At 74.0% G+C, this 18,525-nt stretch carries 14 protein-coding genes; 3 read left to right on the top strand and 11 right to left on the bottom strand.

The features are described from left to right. Positions 1 to 109 precede the first annotated feature (109 nt). From AAHZ94_RS10825 to AAHZ94_RS10810, 4 genes are all read right to left on the bottom strand, one after another. Complete coding sequence (locus tag AAHZ94_RS10825) at positions 110 to 466, bottom strand: hypothetical protein (RefSeq protein ID WP_349992524.1); 357 nt, start codon at positions 464 to 466, stop codon at positions 110 to 112. A 168-nt stretch (positions 467 to 634) separates the two neighbouring features. Next, positions 635 to 1,666: a helix-turn-helix domain-containing protein gene (locus tag AAHZ94_RS10820; RefSeq protein ID WP_349992522.1), complete on the bottom strand. Its 1,032-nt coding sequence runs from the start codon at positions 1,664 to 1,666 to the stop codon at positions 635 to 637. Between the two features lie 525 nt (positions 1,667 to 2,191). Next, positions 2,192 to 2,767, bottom strand: a complete 576-nt coding sequence (locus AAHZ94_RS10815) for a type III secretion system chaperone family protein (RefSeq protein WP_349992521.1) — start codon at positions 2,765 to 2,767, stop codon at positions 2,192 to 2,194. Then, positions 2,760 to 4,418: a glycosyltransferase gene (locus AAHZ94_RS10810; RefSeq protein WP_502964639.1), complete on the bottom strand. Its 1,659-nt coding sequence runs from the start codon at positions 4,416 to 4,418 to the stop codon at positions 2,760 to 2,762. The genes AAHZ94_RS10815 and AAHZ94_RS10810 overlap by 8 nt, the downstream gene beginning before the upstream one ends. Positions 4,419 to 5,007: 589 nt before the next feature. Here AAHZ94_RS10810 and AAHZ94_RS10805 point away from each other — a divergent pair. Continuing rightward, positions 5,008 to 5,811, top strand: a complete 804-nt coding sequence (locus tag AAHZ94_RS10805) for a class I SAM-dependent methyltransferase (RefSeq protein WP_349992520.1) — start codon at positions 5,008 to 5,010, stop codon at positions 5,809 to 5,811. Positions 5,812 to 6,212: 401 nt separating this feature from the next. On the opposite strand, the gene AAHZ94_RS10800 is transcribed toward AAHZ94_RS10805, so the two are convergent. Then, positions 6,213 to 7,220, bottom strand: a complete 1,008-nt coding sequence (locus AAHZ94_RS10800) for an NAD(P)-dependent oxidoreductase (protein ID WP_349992519.1) — start codon at positions 7,218 to 7,220, stop codon at positions 6,213 to 6,215. 72 nt (positions 7,221 to 7,292) lie between these two features. Here AAHZ94_RS10800 and AAHZ94_RS10795 point away from each other — a divergent pair, with 72 nt between their 5' ends. Next, entirely contained in the window at positions 7,293 to 7,739 is a 447-nt protein-coding gene (locus tag AAHZ94_RS10795) for a MerR family transcriptional regulator (protein WP_349992518.1), read from the top strand. A 232-nt stretch (positions 7,740 to 7,971) separates the two neighbouring features. Here AAHZ94_RS10795 and AAHZ94_RS10790 read toward each other — a convergent pair whose 3' ends face one another. From AAHZ94_RS10790 to AAHZ94_RS10770, 5 genes are all read right to left on the bottom strand, one after another. Next, complete coding sequence (locus AAHZ94_RS10790; RefSeq protein WP_349992516.1) at positions 7,972 to 9,135, bottom strand: low temperature requirement protein A; 1,164 nt, start codon at positions 9,133 to 9,135, stop codon at positions 7,972 to 7,974. 146 nt (positions 9,136 to 9,281) lie between these two features. Then, complete coding sequence (locus AAHZ94_RS10785) at positions 9,282 to 9,701, bottom strand: SRPBCC family protein (RefSeq protein ID WP_349992515.1); 420 nt, start codon at positions 9,699 to 9,701, stop codon at positions 9,282 to 9,284. Positions 9,702 to 10,014: 313 nt separating this feature from the next. Further along, entirely contained in the window at positions 10,015 to 11,025 is a 1,011-nt protein-coding gene (locus tag AAHZ94_RS10780) for an aldo/keto reductase (protein WP_349992514.1), read from the bottom strand. Between the two features lie 182 nt (positions 11,026 to 11,207). Next, positions 11,208 to 11,852 (bottom strand): HD domain-containing protein, encoded by a 645-nt coding sequence (locus tag AAHZ94_RS10775; RefSeq protein WP_349992512.1) that lies wholly within the window; start codon positions 11,850 to 11,852, stop codon positions 11,208 to 11,210. 362 nt (positions 11,853 to 12,214) lie between these two features. Then, complete coding sequence (locus AAHZ94_RS10770) at positions 12,215 to 13,930, bottom strand: ABC-F family ATP-binding cassette domain-containing protein (RefSeq protein WP_349992510.1); 1,716 nt, start codon at positions 13,928 to 13,930, stop codon at positions 12,215 to 12,217. A gap of 542 nt (positions 13,931 to 14,472) precedes the next feature. Between AAHZ94_RS10770 and AAHZ94_RS10765 the strand changes: the two genes are divergently transcribed. Then, a complete protein-coding gene (locus tag AAHZ94_RS10765; RefSeq protein ID WP_349992508.1) occupies positions 14,473 to 15,465 on the top strand; it encodes an alpha/beta fold hydrolase in 993 nt (330 codons plus the stop codon). 224 nt (positions 15,466 to 15,689) lie between these two features. Here the strand turns inward: AAHZ94_RS10765 and AAHZ94_RS10760 are convergent. Beyond that, positions 15,690 to 18,525, bottom strand: a 2,836-nt coding sequence (locus AAHZ94_RS10760; RefSeq protein WP_349992506.1) for a LuxR C-terminal-related transcriptional regulator, incomplete at its 5' end; no start/stop codon positions are given.

Below are 18,525 nucleotides of genomic sequence, written 5' to 3'. Positions count from 1 at the left end.
GGACGGGCCCGCGGGCCCGTCCACCAGGCCCGATGTGGCCTCGGCTAACCGTGCGGTCGGTCGACGACTAGGTCGGCCGACCGCACGGCCGGAGCGTTGGCCGTGGGCGTCAACTGCACTTGGGCAGGTGCGAGTGGCGGATGTTGGTCGCGTCGTACGAGATGTAGCCCGTGGTGCCGTCGCTGTCGAAACGGACCCAGTACCACCACTTGCTGTCCGCGGCCCAGCGCTTGCAGGTCGCCAGGACCGTGTCGTTCTCGAAGGTGATGCCGATCTTGTCCCGGAAGGGGTTCACCTTCTTCCAGATCGAGTGCCCGCCGTGCACCGTGCCGCGGACGGAGGTGATGGACACCTCGGCGCGGTCGGTACTGGGCGATGCGGCGGACGTCGACGGCGCTGCGGCGGCGAGCGAGCCCACCGTCAGGCTGAGCGCCGCCACCGTGGTGGCGATCCGTGCCCTGTTCATCGTGCAACCCCCTGGGTGTCGAGTGAGGAGAGTGCCTGCCGCGGCGTCACCGAGTGTCGCGGCCGGGCCGCCCCGGTGGCTGCGCAACGCGTGCCGGGCCGTACGCACAGGGCGCCACGCTCAGCGCCGCACCCGGTCCCCCGTTCAGCCCCCCGTCCGAGGCCGAGCTCAGCGCTCCCTCCGCGGCGGGTTCTCCGGCGGCTCGTCGGTGGCGGTGGCGGTGGTGGTTGCCAGCCTTCGGTACGCGCCGGGTGTGAGCCCGTACGCGGATCGGAAGGCGCGGCTGAAGTCGGCCGGGCGGGGGAAGCCCCAGCGGGCGGCGATGGTGTGGATGGGGCGGCCCGCCAGGGCCGGGTCCGTCAGATCGTGGTGGCAGCGCTCCAGGCGGCGGGCGCGTATCCAGCCGGCGACGCCCGTGCCCTGCTCCTCGAAGAGCCGGTGCAGCGAGCGGAGCGAGATGTGGTGGGCCTCGGCGACGGCCACCGGCGTCAGGTCGAGGTCACCGAGGCGGCGCTCGATGTACGCCTGTACGCACGCGAGTTGGGTGTCCTTGTTGATCCGGCCCAGCGGTGCGCCGGCCAGTTCGCGCTGCCGGCCGAGCAGCGCCGTCAGCAGGTCGGCCAGGACGAGGCCGAGCCGCCCGGCGTCGGCTGCGGTGTACGGGGCGGCGCCGGCCGGTGCGGGGTGGGCGATGGCGTCGATGAACTGCCGCAGCAGCAGGCCGATCGGGTCACTCGCCGGCACCCGGGTGCCGAGCAGGTCGGCCACCTGGTCCCGGCCCATGGGCAGCAGTTCCCGGGGCACCTGCACCATCACCGACGACGCCGCCGCCTGACCGGCGCGGATCTCGGCGGTGAACGGCACGGAGGTGTCGTAGAAGAACAACTCACCGTCACCAAGGATCAGTTGATGGTCGCGCCAGGTCATCGACTGCCGGCCGCCGCGGGTCAGGGCGAGTTGGTAGAGCTCCGGGTCCGCGGCCCTCACGAGGCGGGGCGTACGCCGTGAGCGCATGCTCTGGTACGTCATGGCCGACACCTGTACGGGGCCGAGGCCGGCGGTGCGCAGCGTGGCCCGGAAGTCCGTGGCGCGGTCGCTGTCGATCAACGTCCTGAGCACCGCCTTGCTGCTCAACTCCCGCCAGGTGTCGAAGCGTTGCTCGACCGGAAGGTCATCGCTGCGGAACACCGTGGACAGCATGCCGGCCCCCCTTCGCGCGCCGCGAGCCGCCGCGCATCGGTGGCGACCGTAGGCACGCGCCCCGGCGGAACCCTGCATGCCGGGTGAACGGGGCTTGTCCCCCGCGGCGGGGAATCGGGCGCTCCCCGGGGCGTGGGGTTCCGGTCCGTGGAGTTCCAGTCCGCGGGGTTCGCGCGTGCCGCGGGCTTCGCCCGGGATGGCTGGCTCGCCGGCAGGGCTGGTCCGCCGCGCGTCCGTGTGCACGGCTCGTACGAGCAACCCGTCGGCGTAACCCGTACGAGCCCCTGTACGTGTACCGCGCACGAGCGGCCTGTGTGCGGTAACCCCTGTCGGCAATCCGTACGCAGACGCCGTACGCACACCCGCCGTGCGTCCGCGCCTGGCGGGTGCCGGCGCCCGACGCACACCGGCGCGCCGCACGCCACTCCCGTACGCCACTTCCGTACGCCAACTCCCGAACAGGGAAAGGCACTTCACCGCCCCACCCGCACCCGCACCCGCGGCGGCGGGGGGACACGCGTCGGGCTAACCCTGTTCGGGTGCGTGGGGTTCCGGCGGTGTGCGGCCGGCGGAGGTGCGGTGGCCTGGTTGTTGTTCGCCGGTGAGGTGGGTGAAGGCGGCCAGGTTGCGGGTGGATTCGCCGCGGGAGGTGCGCCAGGCGTACTCCTTGCGGATGGCTGAGGCGAAGCCGAGTTCCAGCAGGGTGTTGAAGCTGCCGTCGGCGTTCTCCAGGACCGTGCCGAGCAGGCGGTCCAGCGCGTCGGGGGTGACCGCGGCCAGCGGCAGCCGGCCGACCAGGTAGATGTCGCCGAGCGGGTCGATGGCGTAGCCCACCCCGTACAGCCGCGTGTTGCGTTCCAGGAGCCAGCGGTGCACGGCGGCGGCGTTCTCGTCGGGGTGTCTGATGACGAAGGCGTTGATCGACAGCGCGTGCTTGCCGACCCGCAGCGAGCAGGTGGTGGAGAGCTTGCGGGTGCCGGGCAGGCTGACGACGTACGCGCCGTCGGCCGCCCGTTCCCACGTCAGCTCCGCCTCCCGCAGCGTGTGCTCGATGACCGCTTCCGCGTCGCCCGGCGGGCCGGCTTCCCCGTGGTTACCCATGCGTAGATCGTAGGCGACCGCGCCGCTCGTGCAGGGCCGCGCCGTACACGTCGGCGGTGGCCGCCGCGGCCCGGTCCCAGCCGAAGGAGTGCGCGTGGCGCGCGGCGTCGACGCCCATCCGGGTCGCCAGCGTGGGGTCGAACGCGAAGCGGCGCAGCGCCCGTGCGTAGTGCGCCGGGTCGTGGCCGTCGATCAGGAAGCCGCTCACGCCGTCCCGCACGGCGACCGGCAGGCCGCCGACGGCCGCCGCGACCACCGGCGTGCCGCACGCCTGCGCCTCGATCGCCACCAGGCCGAACGATTCGCTGTACGAGGGCATGACCAGCACCGATGCCGCCCGGTACCAGTCCGCGAGCTGCTCCTGACCGACCGGCGGCCGGAACCGCACCAGGTCCGCGATGCCCAGTTGCGCGGCGAGCTTGTGCAGCCCCTCCGGCTTGGCGAGGCCGCTGCCGCTGGGCCCGCCGACGATCGGCAGCACGACGCGGTCGCGGAGCGAGGGGTGCTCGGTGAGCAGGTGGGCCACCGCCCGCAACACGATGTCGGGCGCCTTCAGCGGCTGGATGCGGCCGGCGAACAGCGGCACCAGCGCGTGCTGCGGCAGCCCGAGCCGCTCCCTGGCCGCGGCCCGGCTCGCGGCGATGACCGCCGGGTCGAAGTGGGGTGGGGTGGGGTGGGTCGGGCCCTCGTGGAGTGGGTGGTCGTGGGCCGTGCGGTCGCGGCCCGTGGGGGTACGGCCCGTGGTGGTACGGCCCGTGGGGGTGTCGGTGGGGCCCGAGGTGGTGGGGCCCGACTTCGTATCGCGCGGCGCTTCGTGCCGCGTGTCGCGCGGTGCGCCGTGCCCCGTGTCGCGCGTTGCGCCGTGTGCCGTCCCGTACGGCGTGACCTGGGCATTCGTGGCGTACGACAGGTCCTGCGGCGGGGCCGGGCGGAAGCGGTCCAGGTTGACGCCCGGGTGGACGACGGCGACCTTGGCGGGGTCCGACTCGTAGTGCCGGATGAGTTCGCCGGCCTCCTCGTCGGTGTTGGCTATGAGCCGGTCGGCGGCCCGTACGATCTGCGTCTCGCCGATCACCCGGGCGGCCGGCTCGGGCGTGTCGCCCACGGCCAGCGCGGCGTTTTTGACCTTGGCCATGGTGTGCATGGCGTGCACGAGCGGGGTGCCCCAGCGTTCGGCGGCGAGCCAGCCGACGTGGCCGGAGAGCCAGTAGTGGGAGTGGACGAGGTCGTAGTGGCCCGGGCGGTGGCCGGCCCACGCCTGCATCACGCCGTGCGTGAAGGCGCAGAGCTGGGCGGGCAGGTCCTCCTTGGCCAGGCCCTCGTACGGCCCGGCGTCCACGTGTCGGACGAGGACGCCGGGGGCCAGTTCCACGGCGGGCGGGAGCGCGCCGGTGGTGGCCCGGGTGAAGATCTCGACCTCGATGTCGATCGCTGCGAGCCGCTTGGCCAGTTCCACGATGTAGACGTTCATGCCGCCGGCGTCTCCGGTGCCCGGCTGGTGCAGCGGCGAAGTGTGGACGCTGAGCATCGCGACTCGGCGCGGCAGGGCGCGCCCGAACGCCCGTGGGCGGCGCGCCGCCCGGGCGAGCAGGCCGCCGCGCGGGCCCGGAAGGGACGACCGGGAGCCTTGCCGGGGTGCGTACTGACTCACCGCGCGTGGCCTCCTTAGACGGCGTGGGTTGCCTCCGCAGGAGTGCAACAGCGGAATGTGTGGTTCCCATTTCCATTTTGCCAAGTTGTTATGGGGGTGGGGGGCGGACCCCGCCGAGCGCCCCGGCCCCGCGCCGCCCGGGACCGGCCAGTGGGGAGGAGTTGGTGCTGGTGGGAGGGGGTGGGGTGGGTGTCTCGGGTGAGTGCGGGGTGGTGGGGTGTGGCCGGGGTTTCTGGGTGCGGCTGGGTGCCGCGGGGTGTCGCGGGGTGGCCTGGATGCGGCTGGCCGTGGCTGGGGGCCCGGGGCCTGGGTGGGGTCGGGGAACCCTGGTGGGCCCAGGAGCCTGGGTGGTCTGGGTGGGTGCTGGCTGACCCGGGTGGGGTCGGGTGACCAGGGGGTGGCCGGGCATCGCGGATGTGAGGGGCCGAGCAGAACCGAGGTGGCTTCGGGTGTGCCCGGGTGTCGCAGCGGGGCGCCGGGCGCGGCCGGGGTGAGCCCGAGGCGCAGTCAGGGTGGGACCGAGGTGGCCGCCGGGGTGGGACCGAGGCGGCCCCGGAGCAGGGCCCGGCGGGGGCGTTAGGCTCGTCCCATGTCGTCGCGCACCCCGTCCCGCCCGCTGGGGACGGTCACCCGCGGCACCACCAACCCCAACCGGCTGCGCCGCATGGACCGCTGGATCGTGGCCGCGCTCGGTCGCGAGCTGCGCCGCTCGGACGATCCGGTGGCGGTGGACCTCGGGTACGGGGCGGCGCCGTGGACCGCCGTCGAACTACTCGGCCGGCTGCGTACGGTACGCGCCGACGCCGAGGTGGTCGGCGTCGAGATCGACCCGGAACGGGTCGCCAGGGGCCGGGCGTACGAGCGGCCCGGGCTGCACTTCGCGCACGGCGGCTTCGAGGTGCCGCTGCCCGGCCCCGGTGCGCGGGCACCGGTCCTGATCAGGGCGGCGAACGTGTTGCGGCAGTACGAGGAGGCCGAGGTCGCGGCCGTCTGGGAGCGGCTGTGCGCCCGGCTCGCGCCCGGCGGGTTGCTGGTGGAGGGCACCTGCGACGAGATCGGGCGGCGCCACGTGTGGGTGGCGCTGGGGCCCGCAGGGCCGCGCACGGTCACCTTCGCCACCCGGCTCGGCTCCCTGGATCGCCCCTCTGACCTGGCCGAACGCCTACCGAAGGCGCTGATCCACCGCAACGTACCGGGCGAGGCGGTGCACGCCTTCCTGAGCGACTTCGACCGCGCGTGGGCGGCGTCGGCCCCGTACGGCGCACTCGGCGCGCGCCAGCGCTGGATTCGCTCGGCCCGTCTGCTGGCCACCGACTGGCCCCTGACGGACGGCCCGGCGCGCTGGCGTCAGGGCGAACTGACGGTGCGGTGGGAGGCGCTGGCGCCGCGGTGAGGGGTTTCTCTTTTTGTGTGGGGGTGGCCGGGCGCCGGGGGCTGGCCGGGTGAGGGGCGCCGGGAGCCGGCCGGGAGCCGCGGCGCCGGGCGCGCCCCGAGGTAGCGGCGCGCCCCGTGCCTGGTAGGTGCGCGCCCCGTGCTCGGGCGGGGCGCGCCCCACATTCGGTCCGCTCCCCCGCGGCTCACCGATGGCCCGCCCGCCCTACGGCCGGGTCCGGCCCGGGGCACCCCGGTCGCCGGTCCCGGTGGCTGGTGCCGGTGGCTGGTCCCGACGGCTGATGCCGGTGGCTGGCCCCGATGGCCGGGCGGGCCCTCCCGCCACCTCAGGGCCCGTCCACAACCGACACCCGCACGGCACCACCCCGTACCAGCCCCCGTCACACCAACACCACAGCTCACTCAGCTACCGCTACCGGCCACGCCCCCACTCGGTCCGGGCTTGCTGAACTCCTCGATGAGGACCGGGTACTGCTCCCCGCCGTGGCCCGCGGCGATCGCCCGGTCAGCCAACGTCTTGAACAGCTTGGGCAGTTCGGCATTGACGCCGAGCCGTTCGCTCTCCTCGATGAGGTGCGCCATCGCCCGGGCGTCGGTCTCCAGGGCAGACACCTCGGCCGGGAAGGCGCCGCGGTCGACCTGTTCGGCGTAGCCGGGCAGCCAACCGGCCACCCCGGTGGCCATCTCCACCGCGAACGGCGCGTACGTCGCCGCGTCCACGCCTGCCGTCCGCAGCAGGGCCGTGCCCTGGAGCCAGGCGTTGAGGATGCTCCACATCATGGTCAGCCCGGCCACGTCGTACAGCGCGGCGAGCCCGTGGTCGGCGCCGAGGTGGTTGAGGGTGCCGAGCGCCTTCAGGGTCGGCTCGTACGCGCTGAACTCGGCCTGCTCCCCGCTGAGCAGAATGATCGCGTCGGCGGTGCCGATCACCGGCGGGACGGCCATGATCGCGCCGTCCAGGTAGCGGACGCCGCGCTCGCCGGCCCACTGCGCGGCCTCGCGGGCCTGGGCCGAATCGCCCGAGGTCAGGTTGATGATCGTGGTTCCGTCGAGCGCGCCCTCATGCGCCGCGAGCAGGTCCCGTACGGCCTGGTAGTCGGTGAGGCAGAGGATCGTCACGGCACTCGCCCGGAGCGCGGCGTCCACGCTGGGCGCGAGTTCGGCGCCGGCGGCGACCAGCGGTTCGGCCTTCGCAGCCGTCCGGTTCCACACGGTCGTACGGTGTCCGGCCGCCAGGAACGCATCGGCCAGCGCCCGCCCCATCAGCCCGAGCCCGACGACGGAGACGGAGGCCGCGGCGGAAGGGGCTGGGTCGGCAGCGGAAGAGGGAGCGGCGGAGGGAGAAGCGGAAGAGGGAGCGGCGGAGGGAGCAGAGGAGGAAACAGTATCGGTCGGGTTGCTGTTGCTCATGGCAGGAATCGTCAACGTTGAGACCGGTCTGAAGGTCAAGCCCGGATCGGTACGAGGGTCGAGGGGGAGCCGGTGCGCATCGGGGAACTGAGCCGCAGGACGGGCGTCAACGCCCACCAACTGCGCTATTACGAGGCCCAGGGCCTGCTGGAGGCCGAGCGCGGCACGAACGGCTACCGCACCTACGACGAGGGCGCCGTACTCCGCGTCAAACAGATCCGCCACCTGCTGGCGGCCGGCCTCTCCTCGGAGGACATCGCCTACCTGCTGCCCTGTGTGACCGGCGAGGCCCCGGAAATCGCCGGCTGCCCCGAACTCCTGGCCGCGATGCGCTCCCGCCTGGACCGCATCGACGGCCAACTGACCACCTTGGCCCGCTCCCGCGACGCCCTGGCCACGTACATCGACGCGGCGGAACGCTCGGGCCAGGAGCAGTACCCACCCTTCGACGGAACGGAGTTCGAAGCTCCGGAACATCCGGAGCACCAGGGGGCGGGCGCGCGACCTTTGCCCGTGTGACCTTTGCCCGTGTGACCGGCTCGCGGTGGGGGCTAGTTGTGTGGGGCGGCTGGTGGCGTGTGGGTGGCCGGTGTGGGGCGCCCGGTTGTGGGGTGAGGCGTCGATCCAGGCGGGGGCCCTGGTCGTACGGGGGTGTCGCACGGAGTCTCGTACGGGGGTGTCGGTGCGTGCAGAATCGCAGGTCAGAGGGGGCTTAACCCAGTAGGCGGTACGGGTCGGACGGGTGTGTCGGTCATACGGGCGTGCCGCCGGGCATCGTGGTGAGCACCCGGTGGTGCACCCGGCGGAGAACGAGGACGAGGGTGATGAGCAGGGCGTCCAGGATCAGGAGGGACGCCAGCGGGGGCAGCCGGGTGGCGGCGAAGCCGGCGACGGTGAAGGCGAGGCAGGCGAGGAGGCGGGCGCGCCAGGCTTGCCGGGTGGAGGCGTAGTACCACCACGCCTGGGTGATGACGTACAGGGTCGGCCCACCGAAGAGCAGCAGTCCGAGGGTGGTGCTGCCGTCGCCGGTGGGGTGACTGATGGTGAGTTCGGCGCCGACGGCGAGGGCGACCAGGCCGGCGAGGGTGGTGTACTGGCCGCTGACGGCGTGTCGCACCGGCCGCAACTTGTCCACGGCGGTGGCGACGTGCCGGGCCAGGATGTCCTCACCACCGTGGAAGTAGCTGGAACACAGGCACACCAGCGCCACGAACACGCCCATCCCGGCCGTCACCGTGCCCACCTCGACGGGCGCGTGGGAGATGGCGCCGCCGATGGTCAGGACGGTCTCGCCGAGTTGGATGATGATGAACAGGCGGATGCGTTCCACCATGTGCTCGGCGTCGAACTCCAGGCCCCGGGAGGAGAGCCGGTCACGGGGCAGCGGGTGGGCCAACCAGACCCCGATCATGTCGACGGCCGCGGCCACCGCCCACCAGGCCAACCGTGGCCCTTCGTGCACGGCCGCGCCGATCAGCCAGAGCGGCACGGAGCCCGCCGCCCACGCCGTCACCCTGCGGTAGTGGTGGCGCAGTACGGGTGTCGGGGCGGCCACCGCGGCGGTGACGTCGACCAGGAGCAGGATGACGACCAGCGGAAGCGCGAAGGCCCACGGCCGGTCCGCGAAGGCGTGCGGGATCTGGGCGTTCATGAACAGCCCCAGGCCCATCACGACCAGGACCAGCCACCGGGTCATGGGCCGCAGCACGTCCAGGAACGTCGCGTCGAAGCTGGTCAGCGCCCACAGGCTGAGGACGGCGACGAGCATCACCGCGGTCTCGCCCGCGCCACGCCAGGTCAGCTCGGCGTGCAGGTGCTCCGCGAGTTGGCCGAACGCGAAGACGAAGACCAGGTCGAAGAAGAGTTCCAGGGGCGAGACGCTGCGCCGCAGCGTCTCCAACGAGGCGCGGCTCACGGCAGCGCCGCGACGTACGACGGCCTGTCACTGATCGTCATACGTTCACGATCCGACGCCCCACCACCCTCCGCAACGCGTGCCCCTCTCCCCCGGCAGCCCGGGCCCGTGGGGGGCGCGTCCGGGCTGCCGCAGCGCGGCCGGCGTCAGGAGGAGAGCGTGGTGTGCAGGGCGTCGAGTCCTTCGGCGTAGATGCCCGTGAAGAGGTCGATCACCTCCTGCTCGGTGGCGTTGTCGGGGTGGAACCGGCCGGACCACTGGACCTCGGCGACGTCGTCCCGGCCGGGGACCGCGTGCACCCGCAGGGTGGAGACGTAACCGGTGACGGGGAAGGGCGCCTGGAGGATGGCGTAGCTGTAGTGGCGCTCGGCCTCGTTGAAGGACACCAGGCGCTCGATGATCACTTCGCCCTCGGGGTTCTTCAGCCGGCGCACCCGGCCGCCTTCGAGCGCGGTGCTCTCGGGGATGTAGGGCAGCCAGTCGGGCAGGGCGTCGAAGCCGCCGATCAGGCTCCACACCTTGTCGGGCGTGGCGGGGACGGTACGGGAGACGGACGTGGAAGCCATGATCGCTTCTCCTTGCTGTGCGGGGTGGTACGGGGCAGTGCGCGGTGGCACGTACCGGGTTGGGTGGGGTCGGGACAGCCCGCGCCGGCAGGCGGGGCGGGCCGCGCGGAGGGTGGCGGACCTGCGGCGCGGGCTGGGCGGACCTGCGCGGGTGGGGCGCCGGTCGGGTGGGGCGCTATCCGGATCTGGCCGAGTGGGGCCGCTCCCCGGGTGGCGCCCCACACCCGGGCGAGGGCACATACCCGGGCGAGGACGCGGGGCCGGACGGCGGCCCGTACCCGGCGGACGCGCAGGGCCGCCCTACGGGATGGGGTCAGGCACCGGCCGGCAGCGGGGCGGCGGGGCTGATCAGGTGAGCGGCGCGCAGGTCGTGCCAGAACTCGGCCGGGACGGCCTCGTTGAGCGCGGCCACGTCCTCGGCTATGCGGCTGGGGCGGGTGGCGCCGGGCACCGCGGCGACGGACACCGGGTGGGCCAGGGAGAACTGGAGGGCGGCGGCCTTGATGGACACGCCGTGCTTCTCGGCCAGGGCCTTGATCTTGCTGACCCGCTCCACGATCTCCGGCGGGGCCTGCTGGTACTCGAAGTGGGCGCCGCCGGCGAGGACACCGGAGCTGTAGGGGCCGCCGACGATCATGCCCACGCCGTGCTCCTGTGCCATGGGCAGCAGACGCTGGAGGGCGTGCTCGTGGTCGAGGAGGGTGTAGCGGCCGGCGAGCAGGAAGCCGTCGGGCTGCGGCTCGTCGAGACCCAGCGTCAGCTCGATCGGCTCGGTCTTGTTGACACCGAGGCCCCATGCCTTGATGACGCCCTCGTCGCGCAGCCTGGAGAGCACCCGGAACGCGCCGGTGCGGGCCTCCTCGAACTTCTGCAACCACGCGTCGCCGTGGAAGTCCTGGGCGATGTCGTGGACCCAGACGATGTCCAGCCGGTCGGTGCCGAGGCGCTTGAGGCTGCCCTCGATGGAGCGCTCGGTGGCGTCGGCGGACCAGTCGTGGAGGACCTTGTTCGGGTTGCCGTGCTCGAACAGGCCGCCCTTCTCGCCGAAGTCGGGGACGTCGGTCTCCAACTCGTCGAGGACGATGCGGCCGACCTTGCTGGACAGCACGTACGCGTCGCGGGGCTTGCCCGAGAGCACCTGCCCGAGCCGCTCCTCGGAGAGACCCGCGCCATAGAAGGGGGCGGTGTCGTAATACCGGATGCCCTGCTCCCAGGCGGCCTCGACGGTGGCGCGGGCGTCCTCGTCGGGGATCGCGCGGAACATGTTGCCGAGCGGGGCGGTGCCGAAGCCGAGACGGCCGGGGACGATTTCCTTGAGTGACATGAGACTGCCTAACGGGGGTGTGGGGTGGGACGCCCGGATGCGTGGTGGCTCCCCGGAACGAGCCGGGAGAGTCGACCGTGGGCCCGGTCTCCCTGACCACGATCCCCGGGGGGGGGGGGCCCCCCCCCCCCCCGCGGGCGCGTACGGGCCAGGGCCTGCTCAGCCCACCCGCCCGCCCGGCGTCACTCGGGCCAGGCCGATTCGCGGATGACGGTCACGAAGTCGCCGCGCTGGAAGCCGGGTACGAAGTGGGCCAGCACATCGGCCTTCACATTGCCGAACGTGGTCTCCGGCTTGGGCGCGATGCCCTCGGTGAACGCCGCCAGGATGCGCCGCTTGAAGTCGGGCCGCGGGTGCAGGGCGACGATCGCGGCCCGGTCATCGGGGCTGATCCGGTCGTAGTCGATGCCGAGCACGTCGTACTCCACCCCCGCGGTGACCAGCGCCACCTCCGGCTCCATGAACTCCGGCACACCGGGCGTGGTGTGCAGGGCGATCGCCGTCCACACCCGGCGCACCGCGTCCTCGGGCACCTGGTGCGCGCGCAGGAACGCGGCGGCCTCCTCCGCCCCGTCCACCTCGAACCGCCGCCCGCTGGTGCGGAACTCCTCGTTCAGGCCCAGGTCGTGGAACATGGCGCCGATGTACAGCAACTCCTGGTCGCACTCCAGGCCGCGGGCGCGCCCCAGCAGGCTGCCGAAGAGGTAGACGCGGCGCGAGTGGTGGAAGATCAGGTCGTCGGTGGCGTCCCGCACCAGTGTGGTGGCCTCCTTGGCCAGCGCACTGTCGGGCACGGTGAGGTCGGCGGCGTGCGGTACATCGGGCATGGGCTGGTCTCCTCGTCCTAAGGGTCCGCGGCCCGCCGCGCCCACCGGCCGATGGAGCCCGGCAGGCGGGCAGACGGCCTGGCTGGCGGTCCGGCGGGCCCCCCCCCCGGGGGGGCGGGCCCCGGGCGGGCCCCCGGGGGGGGCGGGGGGGGGGGGGGGGGGCGGGCGCCCCCGGCCCGGGGGGGGGGGGGGGGCGGGGGGCGCCCCCCCCGCGACGGCACGTGCGGCACCAGTCAACCAGGGCCGGGCGCCCGGCGCCGTCAGCACCACCCGGCGCGTACCGCTCCCTCACGACGCCAGCGCCTCCCGGCCCCTTACGACGCCGACGCCCCCGGCCCCTTACGACGCCGACGCCCCGGCCCCTACGACGCCGACGCCTCCCGATCGGCGCCTGGCCTGGGTGCCGCCTCGGCCGCCGCCGGTTCCTGTGCGGACTCCAGCAGGTTGCGCACCTCGTCGGCGGAGGTCTCCTGCAACGTGTCGGAGACGAAGAGCCAGCGCGTGATGCCGATCGCGGCCAGGAAGGCGAGGTCGTGGCTGGCGACCAGGAGTGCGCCCTGGAAGGAGTCGAGCGCGCTGGTCAGATGGCGGACGCTGGCCAGATCGAGATTGTTGGTCGGTTCGTCCAGCATCAGCAACTGGGGCGCGGGCGCGGCCAACATGGTGGCGGCGAGCGCGGCCCGGAACCGCTCCCCGCCCGACAGGGTGCCGGCCGGCTGTGCCGCCCGCGCCCCCCGGAACAGGAAGCGGGCGAGCTGCGAACGGATGTGGTTGTCGGTGACGCCGGGCGCCATCCTGGCCACGTTCTCGGCGATGCTGAGCTCCTCGTCCAGCACGTCGAGCCGCTGCGGCAGGAAGCGCAGCGGTACGGACGCCGTCGCCTCACCCTCGGCCGGTGCGAGCTCGCCGGCGAGGGTGCGCAGCAGCGTCGTCTTGCCCGCGCCGTTCCGCCCCACCAGGGCGATCCGCTCCGGCCCGTGCACGTACAACTCGCCCGCGCGCAGCCGGCCGTACGCGGGCCGCAGCGCGTGCAGGGTGAGGACGGTACGGCCGGTCGGCACCGCCGTGTGCGGCAGGCTGACCCGGATCTCGGCATCGTTGCGCAGTGCGTCGGCGGCCTCCTCGCGCCGCTCGCGGGCCTCTTCGAGTCGTGCCTCCTGGACGCCGCGCAGCTTGTCGGCGGACTCCTGCGCGGACCGCTTGCGCTCACCGGCCACGATCCTGGGCGCCCGCCGCTGCGCGTCCATCTTCTTGCTGTGCCGCTCCCGGCGGGCCACCTTGATCTGCGCCTCCTCCAACTCCCGCTTCTGCTTGCGCACATCGGCCTCCGCTGCGCGCAACATCCGCTCGGCCGACTCCTGTTGGGTGGCCAGCGCCTGCTGATAGTCGGACCAGGCGCCGCCGTACCAGGTCACCGAGCCGGACCGCAGCTCGGCGATCCGGTCCACCCGCTCCAGCAGGTCGCGGTCGTGGCTGACGATGATCAGTACGCCGGAACGCCAGGAGTCGACCGCTTCATAGAGCCGGCGGCGGGCGAACAGGTCGAGGTTGTTGGTCGGCTCGTCGAGCAGCAGGATGTCGGGGCGCTCCAGGAGCAGCGCGGCCAGCCGCAGCAGCACGGTCTCGCCGCCCGACAACTGGCCCACCGTACGGTCGAGCTCGATGCCGTCGAGCCCGAGCGTGGCGAGCGTCGCCACGGCCCGTTCCTCCACGTCCCAGTCGTCGCCGATCGTCTCGAAGTGGACCTCGCTCGCGTCGCCCGACTCGATGGCGCGCAGCGCGGCCCGCCGCTCGGCGATGCCGAGTGCCTGGTCCACGCGGAGGTCGGTGTTGAGGGTGATGTTCTGCGGCAGGTAGGCGAGGCTGCCGCGGAGGGCGACCGAGCCGGCTGCCGGGCGCAGCGCGCCGGCCAGCAGCCGCAGCAGGGTGGACTTGCCGGTGCCGTTGTTGCCGACGAGGCCGGTGCGCCCACGGCCGACGGTGAACGACAGGTCGTCGAAGACGGTGGTTCCGTCCGGCCAGCGGAAGGAGAGCGCCGAGCAGGTCACGGCGGCGGGCGAAGGGGAAGCGTGGGCCATGGTGAATCTCGCAGTCGCAAGCGCAGGGATGGGGGCTTCGTATGCGAGCACCACGCGGCGACGGGCCTTAAGCCGAAGGGGGAGCGCGGCCGTCCGAGAGGTCGGGACGGTCCGGGCACCGAGGTCGCAGGCGCGGGTCACGGGCGGCGAAAGGGCCGGCCTGAACGTGACGGGAGTACGGCTCGGCCGTACCGCGCGATGTCGCGAACCTCAGATGCGCAACGTCCACCTCTATCGGAGACAACAGGACCCGGTCACTGTACCCCGTCCGCGCCGGCCGTCCAGTGGCGCGGCGTGCGAGACCCGTCACGCGGGGTGGGTGTGGGTGGCAATGCGGGGTGGGTGTGGGTGTGGGTGGTGGCGTGTGGGTGTGGAGTGGGTGTGGGCGGTGGCGCGGGGTGTGGGTGTGGGTAGTGGCGCGGGGGATTTGCCGGATCGGCAAAGCTGCTGGCGGCGGGGTGCCGGGCCATTCGATGATCGAGTCACCCACTCAGCCCCACGCAGGCCAACCCCCACGCGACACACCCACCCTGGAGGAAGCCATGGCACACCCGGACCCGACGCGGTCGTTCACCCACCGGATGGTGGCGTCGCCCGCCGGCCGTACGCACGTCGTGGAGTGCGGCAGCGGGCCGCTGGTGGTGCTGGTGCACGGGTTTCCCGAGGGTTGGTACTCCTGGCGCCATCAGCTCCCCGCGCTGGCCGCCGCCGGGTTCCGGGCCGCCGCCGTGGACGTGCGCGGCTACGGTCGCTCCGCGAAGCCGGCCGGGGCCGCCGCGTACCGGATGCTCGACCTGGTGGCCGACGAGGTCGCCGTGGTGCGCGGGCTCGGCGCCGAGCGTGCGGTGATCGTCGGCCATGACTGGGGCGCGAACATCGCGGCGCACGCGGCGCTGCTGCGGCCCGACGTGTTCTCGGCCGTCGCCATGGTGAGCGTGCCCTACGCGCCACCCGGCGGCCCGCGGCCCACCGACGCCTTCGCCGCGCTCGGCGGGGACGAGGAGTTCTACGTCAGCTACTTCCAGGAGCCGGGCCGCGCCGAGGCCGAGATCGAGCCCGACGTGCGCGGCTGGCTGGCCGGCTGGTACGCGAGCCTGTCGGGCGACACCATGCCGGGGCCCGACGAACCGAGCCCGTACTTCCGCACACCCGGCGGCCGGTTGCGCGACCGCTTCCCACCGCAGCGCACCCCGCACTGGCTGGGCGAGGCAGAACTCGACGTCTACGCAGGCGAGTTCGAGCGCACCGGGATGGCCGGGGCGCTCGGGCGCTACCGGGCCGTCGACCTCGACTGGGCCGACCTCGCGACCTGGGAGGGGGCCCCGATCGGCCAACCCTCGCTGTTCGTCGGCGGCGCGCTGGACGCCACCACGCACTGGATGGCCGATGCGATCGCGGCGTTCGACCACACCCTGCCCGGGTTGGTCTCCCAGCACCTCATCGATGGCTGCGGCCACTGGGTGCAGCAGGAGCGCCCCGCGGAGGTCAACCGGTTGCTGGTGGAGTGGCTGCGCGCCTTGCCGCGGCTGCGGTGAGGCGGGGCGCAGCTTGCCGCCGCGGGCGGGTTGGCGCGCCGTAGGGCCCTGCCCCTCGCTGGGCTGACGTGCCGCCGCTGGGTTGGCGCCGTAGGGCCTTGCCTCCCGCTGGGCAGACGCGCCGCGGTCGCTGGGCCGGCGCACCGCTCCCGGTCCCCTCCGCCGGGTCGGCGCACCGCGCCTCCCGGCCTCCCCGGCCCACCGCCGGACCAACTCCCGGCCCCTCACCGCTCGTTCGTGGTCAACATCAACGTAGCGAGCTCCACCCGGGAGCGTAGCCCCGTGCGGTGGAAGAGGCGGTTGAGGCGGCTGGCGACGCTGCCTTCGCTGACCGCGAGCGCGCGGGCGATCTGGCGGTTGGCCAGGCCCTCGGTGACCAGGGTGGCCAGCAGCCGCTCGTTCTCCTCGGTCACGGTGCGCCGGCCCGGCACCGGCAGCCCGGCGTCGCGCAGCGCGGTGCGCGTACGGTACCGCCACACCAGCGCGCCGAGCTGCCCGAACACCTCGTACGCCTCCCGCAGCAGCGACTCGGCCTCCGGCCCGACCCGGCCGCCGCTGCTGGCCACGGCCAACAGGGTGCGGGCCAGCTCGAAGGGTTGGTCGTCGGTGCGGGCCAGGGTGAGTGCCTCATCGGCGAGCGCGGGCCCGTCGGGCAGGTCGGCGGCGAGTTCGGGGTGTCGGGTGAGCGCGCCGAGGCAGGCGCGCAGATAGCGCAGTCGGCTGCGGTCGCTGGCCATGGCCCGGGCGACCCGGTCCACCTCGCGCAGGCACAGCAGGACGCGCTCCGGCCGGTCGCCGTCACCCTGGAGTGCGGCCAGCGCCGTCCACAGTAACTCGGTGCCGAAGACGTGGCCGCGCTCGCGGGCCTCGCCGAGCCCGCGGCGTACGGCCTCCTCGGCGAGCGCCGGTTCGCCGAGAAACAGCGCGATGGCCGCCTCCTGCGCATCGAGCAGGTAGGCCGCCGCGATCGGCTGGGCACGTGCCTGGTCGAGCACGGTCCGCGCGCGCGACGGCCGGCCGTGCGCGAGCAGCATCGTGGAGGTGTGGGCGTGCACCAGTACGCTCACCGGCGGCCTGGCCGTCGCCCGCCGGCTGACCATCACCGTCCGCGCGGTGGCCAGCGCCTCGTCCCAGGAGCCGGTCAGGAACTGCCACAGGAACCGGGTCTCCGCCGGCAGCCGCGCGGTGTCGTGGCCGCGCCGCTCAAGCAGCGCGACGGCCTGCCGCACACTGCCGAGGGCCAGCAGCCCATCGCACTGGAGCAGGGTCAACTCGAAGGCGAGGTGCGGCGGGAGCGAGGGGTCGGCGGGAGCGTCGACGGCCGCGTACAGACCGGCCGGCATGCCGACCATCAGCCGTGCCGCGTCCCGCAGCAGGACCCCGAAGTGCCGGGTGACCGGGTCGGGGCGGGTGTCGAGCCCGGTGGCCGCAATCAGGTCCAGCGCCTGCGCCCAGTGGCCGAGCAGACACAGGGTCAGCGGCCCGGCGATGGCGGACGGGCCCTCGGTGGCGCGCGCTGCGGGCCCGTGCTGAACGCCGAGCGCCGCCATGTCGCCGGCCGCGGCCAGCGCCATCAGCCGTACGACGGTGAGTTCCTGGCGGGCGGCGGGGCTGAGGTCGGCGCCGTGCGTGCGCAGCACCGCCCTGGCCGCGTCGGCGGCCTCCCGGGCGTCTCCGGCCCGGTAGGCGGTGGCCGCGTGCCGGGCCAGGGACGAGGCGCGCAGCAGCGGATCGTCGGTGAGGTCGGCGGCGGCCCGTAGCCAGCGCGCCGCATCGCGCGGCCGGGACGGCGCCAACTGGGCTGATATGAAGAGGAGTTCGGAGAGCGCGCGGGAGCGTTCGACCAGGGCTCCGGCGTCGACGATACGATTCGCCAGATAGGCCCGTCGCTCGGCGCCGCGCCGCTGCCCACCCCCCTCGTCAGGCGCCGCCCGGTCGCCCTCCTCCCACAGGGCCTGCACCGCAGCCGCCGACACCGCGCGCCGCTCGTACGGGCCGAGCCTGGCCCGTAGCGCCGCGGCCACCAGCGGAACGCGGAACGACCAGCGCCGGGCGGGCGTGCCGGCCTGCGTCGCGGGCCCGGGCGTCGGCTCCGCGGCCTCGTCGACGAGCCCGGCGGCCGTCAACTCGGCCAGCGCACCGGCGACGGCCGCGGCGGGCAGACCGGTGGTGGTGGCGAGGATCGCCGGGGTGCGGCTGCCCAGCGGTTCGAGGACGCTCAGCGCCTTGGCCACCCGCCAGGTCGGTTCGCCGAGTCCGGCGAGGGCGCGGACGAAGCGGTCGTCGTCGGGCAGCACCGGTGGGGCGGCCCCCGGGCGCAGTTGGGCGTGGCCGATGAGGGTGCCGATGGTGGGCTCGCCGGCGGGGCCGAGCACCGCGGCGAGCGCCCCCGGGTTGCCGGCGCTGAGCCGGTACAACTCGGCCACCAGATCCCGATCGGGCACCGCGCGCAACCGGTGCGTGACCAGGCGCGCCACCTCCTGCCGGGTCAGCGGCGGCAGCCAGACCGGGTCCCCGGCCAGGTCGTCGGGGAACGGCCAGGTCGGTTCCTGCCACGGACGCGGGGCCGACCCGGGCGGGCGGACGGGGGAGACGCCGAGGACCAGCCGTACCGCCGAGAGCGCCAACAGCGGCGCGAGCACCCGGACCAGGTCTACCGTCTCCGGATCGGCGAACTGGGCGTCGTCGACCAGCACTACCGTACGCGTCCGGGTACGCAGCGCCCGGGTGAGCTGGCGGGTGAGCAGGCTGCCCGGATCGTCTGGGTCCGGCTGGCTCGTGTGGCCAGGGTGACTCGGCCGGGCAGGGTGGCTCGCACGGCCAGGGTGGCCGGGGTGACTTGCCTGGCCCGGGGGGTTGGCGTGACTTGGGTGGGTCGGGTCGGTGGGGTGGGCCGGTTCGGTCCGCGGCTGGCCGTCCGGGCGGCGCGCGGCGGCGGGGCCCTGCGTGCCGGGGGCGGGCGGCTCGGCGGTCACCGCGCGCAGCGCGGCCGTCGGCGAGAGGGCCATCACCAGCCGGTGCGCCAACAGGTAGGCGGTGTGGTGGTCGCGGGGCAGACAG

The organism is Streptomyces sp. HSW2009, from assembly GCF_040240285.1.
Lineage (GTDB): Bacteria > Actinomycetota > Actinomycetes > Streptomycetales > Streptomycetaceae > Streptomyces.
Note: the sequence above shows the minus strand (reverse complement) of the source record. Positions and strands in the feature narration are given on the sequence as shown.

Bases quoted from the DNA above. Each gene is read 5' to 3' on its own strand.
- AAHZ94_RS10780 (WP_349992514.1), bottom strand. From the start codon at position 11,025: ATGTCACTCAAGGAAATCGTCCCCGGCCGTCTCGGCTTCGGCACCGCC.
- AAHZ94_RS10775 (WP_349992512.1), bottom strand. From the start codon at position 11,852: ATGCCCGATGTACCGCACGCCGCCGACCTCACCGTGCCCGACAGTGCG.
- AAHZ94_RS10805 (WP_349992520.1), top strand. From the start codon at position 5,008: ATGTCGTCGCGCACCCCGTCCCGCCCGCTGGGGACGGTCACCCGCGGC.
- AAHZ94_RS10770 (WP_349992510.1), bottom strand. From the start codon at position 13,930: ATGGCCCACGCTTCCCCTTCGCCCGCCGCCGTGACCTGCTCGGCGCTC.
- AAHZ94_RS10800 (WP_349992519.1), bottom strand. From the start codon at position 7,220: ATGAGCAACAGCAACCCGACCGATACTGTTTCCTCCTCTGCTCCCTCC.
- AAHZ94_RS10815 (WP_349992521.1), bottom strand. From the start codon at position 2,767: ATGGGTAACCACGGGGAAGCCGGCCCGCCGGGCGACGCGGAAGCGGTC.
- AAHZ94_RS10820 (WP_349992522.1), bottom strand. From the start codon at position 1,666: ATGCTGTCCACGGTGTTCCGCAGCGATGACCTTCCGGTCGAGCAACGC.
- AAHZ94_RS10785 (WP_349992515.1), bottom strand. From the start codon at position 9,701: ATGGCTTCCACGTCCGTCTCCCGTACCGTCCCCGCCACGCCCGACAAG.
- AAHZ94_RS10825 (WP_349992524.1), bottom strand. From the start codon at position 466: ATGAACAGGGCACGGATCGCCACCACGGTGGCGGCGCTCAGCCTGACG.
- AAHZ94_RS10765 (WP_349992508.1), top strand. From the start codon at position 14,473: ATGGCACACCCGGACCCGACGCGGTCGTTCACCCACCGGATGGTGGCG.